Source organism: Polynucleobacter sp. 35-46-11, assembly GCF_002281105.1.
Window position 1 is genome coordinate 1 of sequence record NZ_NCFJ01000154.1, and the last position, 5020, is coordinate 5020.

At 45.9% G+C, this 5020-nt stretch carries 4 protein-coding genes and 1 pseudogene; 3 read left to right on the forward strand and 2 right to left on the reverse strand.

Features of this window, described 5'->3' with window-relative positions; genetic code table 11:
* From B7Y67_RS10590 to B7Y67_RS10600, 3 genes and pseudogenes are all read left to right on the forward strand, one after another.
* Nucleotides 1–637, forward strand: a pseudogene (locus B7Y67_RS10590) (oxidoreductase); the annotation flags it as partial.
* Nucleotides 638–688: 51 nt separating this feature from the next.
* Complete coding sequence (locus tag B7Y67_RS10595; protein WP_293598613.1) at nucleotides 689–1348, forward strand: SprT family zinc-dependent metalloprotease; 660 nt, start codon at nucleotides 689–691, stop codon at nucleotides 1346–1348.
* Between the two features lie 34 nt (nucleotides 1349–1382).
* Nucleotides 1383–2468: a tartrate dehydrogenase gene (locus B7Y67_RS10600; RefSeq protein WP_293598614.1), complete on the forward strand. Its 1086-nt coding sequence runs from the start codon at nucleotides 1383–1385 to the stop codon at nucleotides 2466–2468.
* Nucleotides 2469–2487: 19 nt separating this feature from the next.
* On the opposite strand, the gene dnaQ is transcribed toward B7Y67_RS10600, so the two are convergent.
* Together dnaQ and B7Y67_RS10610 are read right to left on the reverse strand one after the other, a co-directional pair.
* Complete coding sequence (gene dnaQ / locus B7Y67_RS10605; protein WP_215387670.1) at nucleotides 2488–3198, reverse strand: DNA polymerase III subunit epsilon; 711 nt, start codon at nucleotides 3196–3198, stop codon at nucleotides 2488–2490.
* Nucleotides 3198–5020 (reverse strand): efflux RND transporter permease subunit (locus B7Y67_RS10610; RefSeq protein ID WP_293598615.1); only part of this gene is annotated, 1823 nt, incomplete at its 5' end. The genes B7Y67_RS10610 and dnaQ, both read right to left, overlap by 1 nt.

Below are 5020 nucleotides of genomic sequence, written 5' to 3' on the forward strand. Positions count from 1 at the left end.
AGCATTTGTTGTTGCGGCGCAGCGTGCTGAGCGCATTGGTGTGGATGGGATCGAATTGCATGGGGCGCATGGCTACCTCTTACATCAATTTTTATCGCCAATCGCCAATCAGCGCACTGATGAATACGGTGGCTCTTTTGAGAATCGCATCCGCTTCCTCTTGGAATTATTTGCAGCAGTACGTAATGCATATCAAGGCGTATTAGGCATTCGGATTTCTGCCAGCGATTGGATTGAGGGTGGTTGGACTCCGCAGGAGACTGCAGATTTTGCATCCCGTCTCAAACCATTGGGATGTGATTTTGTACATATCTCATCGGGGGGTATTTCACCATTGCAAAAGATCGCGATAGGACCAAATTACCAAGTTCCATTCGCCAAAATCGTAAAAGATCAATCTGGTTTGCCTACGATGACAGTTGGCTTGATTACAGAGCCTCAGCAAGCAGAAGATATTCTCCAAAAGGGAGATGCAGATTTGATTGCTTTAGCCCGTGCATTTTTATACAAGCCACGATGGGCCTGGGAGGCCGCTGCAGCCTTAGGTGGCACGGTGCCTTCAAATGAGCGTTACTGGCGCTGTCTACCACGTGAAGCTCAGGCTATATTCGGTGATGTCAAAGTAGGGCAGCGATAATAGAGTCCCTTCCCATATTCAATCCCTAATAAAAACATCACTGAGTTATTCATGAAGCAACATTCTGTACGAGAATCTTGGCTGGAAGACGCCGTAAGACATTTAGAGCCTGTATTTTCAAAAGCGGGCTACGCAATTCCGCCCGTTCGCGTATCGTGCGGATTTCCAGCCTCTAGCAGTCCGAGAACAACGCTAGGGCAGTGCTGGCCCCGCGAGCGCTCTGGTGGCGGAGTAAATGAAATTTTCATTTCTCCAAAGTTGGATGATCCAGTTCAGCTCTTAGATACCCTGGTTCATGAGTTATGTCATGCGGTAGATGATTGCTTTAGTGGTCACGGCGAGGACTTTAAAGGCATCGCCCAGACTGTTGGTCTAGAAGGCCCCGCCAGAATGGCTCATGCTACCGAAGAGTTGATGGTGCGTCTGATGATGATTAGCCAAGAGCTTGGCCCATATCCGCATCAAGCAATTGTTTTCCCGCCACCAAGACCGAGCAATGCAAGTCGTAATAAAGCCAAATGTGCTCAGTGTGGATATGAGGTGACCTTATTAAAGAAGTGGGCTACCTATGGAGCCCCGATTTGCCCAAAAGATAATATTCGGATGCAGGAGACTGCAATTGAGACAATTGAAAATACGACGGAGCACGATACAGAATCAGTAACCGGCTCCAAACCCAAGACCGATGAGATTCGTCGGGCGATTAGCTAAACCCATGTATGTTGAAGATCGGATGAGACATTAAATGAAGAAAAACAAAGTAGTTCAGAACCCAAAAATTGCTGTTATCGCTGGTGATGGAATTGGTAAAGAGGTCATGCCAGAAGGTATTCGTGCATTAGAGGCTGCTAATCAAAAGTTTGGTATTGGTATGCAGTTTGATCATTTTGATTTTGCTAGCTGTGATTACTATCTCCAGCATGGCAAGATGATGCCGGATGATTGGTTTGATACTCTGATGCAATACGATGCGATATTTTTTGGCGCGGTCGGTATGCCAAGCATTCTTCCAGATCATGTCTCTTTATGGGGAAGTCTCATTCAGTTTCGTCGCTGCTTTGACCAGTACGTCAATTTGCGACCAGTTCGATTGTTGCCCGGTGTGCCATGCCCCTTAGCAAACCGAAAGCCTGGGGATATTGATTTTTACGTCGTTCGTGAAAATACCGAGGGTGAATATTCGAGTGTTGGCGGGAAAATGTTCCCAGATACTGATCGAGAGTTTGTGATTCAAGAATCTATCTTTACAAGACAAGGGGTGGATCGCATTCTTCAGTATGCTTTCGACCTTGCGCAAAGTCGTCCAAAAAAACATTTAACCTCTGCCACTAAGTCCAACGGAATTGCAATCACCATGCCCTATTGGGATGAGCGAGTTGAGGCGATGGCTAAGCAATTTGGCGATGTGAAAATGGACAAATACCATATTGATATCTTGGCTGCACACTTTGTGATGAACCCAGACAGGTTTGATGTTGTTGTAGCCAGCAATTTATTTGGAGATATCTTGTCGGACTTGGGTCCAGCATGCACTGGAACAATTGCAGTCGCGCCATCAGGAAGTATTAATCCAGAAGGAAAATTCCCCTCCTTATTTGAACCGGTACATGGATCAGCACCTGATATCTTTGGCAAGATGATTGCCAATCCAATTGGACAGATCTGGTCAGGCTCAATGATGTTAGATCACTTGGGTTATCCAGAAGCAGGCAAGGCCATCTTCAATGCAATTGAGCGAGTTCTGGCTGCAGATAACTCCCCATTGACGCCTGACTTAGGTGGCAAGTCTCGTACGGATGACTTGGGTAAGGCGATCGCAGCCGAAATCTAAATTGGTTTTAGCTATGCAGTTAGTTGCTTGCGGCAGAAGGACTCCATACGGGGTCCTTTTTACTTGCCTTTGCAATCTCAGCTAAGATTTTTTCGTGTAACTGGCAATCTTCTTCACTTGCAGTCATGAGTTTGAGTTTGCTTGGTAAGGCTTTCATTTGGCCAGAGGCATCGGTGCCAACGGTGTAGTCAATCAGATCGATGGATAGATCTTCTTGGCCACGCGTCATCGCTACATAGACCTCTGCTAGTAACTGGGCATCAAGTAAAGCCCCGTGCAAGGTGCGATGTTGATTGCTGATGGCAAAGCGTTCGCAGAGCGCATCGAGAGAATTGCGCTTACCTGGAAACATTTGACGGGCATCGAGAAGAGTGTCAGTGATTTTGGAAGCAAGACCTCTGAAAGCGGGGCGCTTGAGCAAAGCAAATTCGTTATCCAGGAATCCCAAGTCAAACGCTGCGTTATGAATGACTACCTCAGCACCATCAACAAACTCAATCAACTCTTCAACAATATTCGCAAATACTGGCTTATCGGATAAGAATTCACGAGATAGTCCGTGCACTGCAAAAGCACCTGCATCAATATCACGTTCAGGATTGATGTAGTAATGGAAAGTGCGATCGGTTAGTCGACGACCCACCATCTCAACGCAACCGATTTCAATAATACGATCGCCAGTTGCGGGATTAAGACCAGTAGTTTCAGTATCGAGAATAACTTGACGCATTAGCTGCCTTCCAACACAGATTCAGGGATGTTCATAGGTCCATTACCCGCATATTTATCCAAATAGAGGTAGATCACTGGAGTGATGATTAAGGTAACAAATTGAGAGAAGATTAAACCACCGGCTACGCTAATGCCTAAAGGTTGACGCAGCTCAGCGCCTGCACCTAAGCCAAGCGCAATCGGCAGTGCACCCATCAGAGCAGCAATGGTTGTCATCATGATGGGTCGGAAGCGCAAGATACAAGCCTCACGAATTGCTTTTTCAGGTGAAAGCCCTCGGTTACGTTGAGCGTCTAATGCAAAGTCGATCATCAGAATCGCATTCTTTTTCACGATACCAATTAGCAGCAGAATGCCAATCGATGCAACGATGGTGAGTTCAAATCCAAAAATTCGCAAGGCTAGAATGGCGCCAATCGCAGCAGAGGGTAGGCCGGCCAAAATAGTGAGAGGGTGAATATAGCTCTCGTACAAGACGCCCAGGAGAACATAAATGACCCCTAAAGCGCCAAGCAATAAAATGATTTGGCCGGATTGATTGCTTTTAAATACTGCTGCGTCACCGCCATAGCTAGTGATGATTGAGGGCGGCAGCTTAATTTCTTCTGCAAACTTATCAATCGCTTTAGTGGCATTTCCCAGAAAAACTTCCGGCGCTAAATTGAAGGAAATGGTCACAGCGGGAATTTGACCTTGATGGTTTACGGAGGTGGGTCCCACTGTGCGTGTAAACGTTGCTAAGCTTGATAAAGGGATCAGTGTATTAGTCGATCTGCCTCGGACGTAGACTTTATTAAGATCAGTTTCAAACTGTCGATCGTTCTCGGCGGTCTCTAGAATAACGCGGTAGGTGTTGACTGGCGTATAAATCGTCGAGACTTGACGCTCACCAAATGAAGAGTAAAGCGCTGTTCGAATGTCTGCAATCGAAACGCCAGCACTAGCTGCTTTTTCGCGGTCAATATCAATTTTGACGTTTAAACCTTTTAGCTGTGAATCACTGGTGACATCTCTGAAAATAGGATCAGAGCGCATCTTCTCGAGCATTTTCTCAGCCCACTCGTTCACACCTTCAAATCCTACACTTTGAAGCGTATATTGATAGCGGCTTTTGCTGCTACGACCACCAAGTTGTAAGTTTTGGACCGGACTCATATAAATCTGAATACCAGGAATTTCTTTAAATTTAGTCCGCAAGCCCTCCATGACCTTACTCATCTTCTGGCGTTCGCTCTTGGGTTTCAGGATCACAAAGAATCTACCAGTATTTCGTCCAGAGCTCATACCTCCTCCAAGAATGGAGATAGATGTTGCTACATTCGGGTCTTCATCAACGATTACTGCGGCACGATCTTGTAATTCAAGCATCGTTTTAAACGAAGTATCTTGGGCTGCTTCAACCGTAATGCGGAGTTGGCCAATATCTTCCTCTGGAAAGAAACCTTTGGGGCTGAATGCAAAGAGAGCAATAGTCAGGATAAAAGTAGCGATAGTGCCCCACAATACTTTTTTTCTATTGATTAGCGCTAGATCTAAATAGTGAGTATAGGTATTGAGAGACCACGTAAATATACGATCAAAGCCCTTCGTGAGTGGATAGCTTTTTGATTCGCCATGCTGCTCCTTGAGAAATCGACTACAGAGCATGGGCACAATAGTGAGGGAGGCTACGGCAGAGACCAGAATCGAGAGGGTGACAACAACTGCAAATTCTCTAAACAGAAGTCCGATAGGTCCTTCCATAAAAAAGAGCGGAATAAATACAGCAACAAGAGAGAGTGAGATGGAGACAATCGTGAATCCAACCTCTTTACTTCCCT